This is a genomic window from Streptomyces sp. SID12501 (assembly GCF_010550245.1).
Taxonomy (GTDB): domain Bacteria; phylum Actinomycetota; class Actinomycetes; order Streptomycetales; family Streptomycetaceae; genus Streptomyces.
Genome location: NZ_JAAGLU010000400.1, coordinates 1 through 530, shown reverse-complemented (window position 1 = coordinate 530; position 530 = coordinate 1). Strand labels below are relative to the sequence as shown.

General features: G+C 72.6%; 2 protein-coding genes. One reads left to right on the top strand and one right to left on the bottom strand.

The features are described from left to right. A partial coding sequence (locus tag G3I71_RS46445; RefSeq protein ID WP_203733096.1) for a hypothetical protein occupies nucleotides 1–220 on the bottom strand: 220 nt, incomplete at its 3' end. A gap of 158 nt (nucleotides 221–378) precedes the next feature. On the opposite strand from G3I71_RS46445, the gene G3I71_RS46440 reads away from it, so the two are divergent. After that, nucleotides 379–530 (top strand): peptidylprolyl isomerase (locus G3I71_RS46440; protein ID WP_203733098.1); only part of this gene is annotated, 152 nt, incomplete at its 3' end.

The following is a 530-nucleotide window of genomic DNA, read 5'->3' as shown; positions in this document are numbered from 1 at the left end:
CGGCGGTCTTCACGCTCTCCTTGTAGAGGTGCTCGACGCGCGGCGTCAGCCAGTCCACGAACGCCTCGATGCGCGGGGTCGTCCACTCCTTCGCCTGACCGGCGGCGTCGGACGCCCGGTGGGCCGCGTCCTTCGCTCCGTCGGCGAGCGTCGCGCCGAGGTCGGCCGCGTGCCCCTTGAGTCGTTCAGTGTCGACGTCGATCTTCGGACGATGGGTCATCTGCCACTCCCGGACTGGTCTCGGCTGGTCCCGACGCTGTGACCTCCCACTCTGCCACCGTCCGCGCGCGTGCGCCCGGTGCAGCGGGGTGGTTCGCCGGGGGCGAAGTGCGGCGCACGCCCGGGCGCGGCGTCGGCGGCGGGTGCCAGACTGGCCCCATGTTCGCGACCATCCACACGTCCGCCGGTGACATCCGGGTCGAGCTGTACGAGAACCACGCGCCGCGCACCGTCGAGAACTTCGTCGGGCTGGCCACGGGCACGATCGAGTGGACGGACCCGTCCACCGGCGCCCCGCGCACCGACGCGCT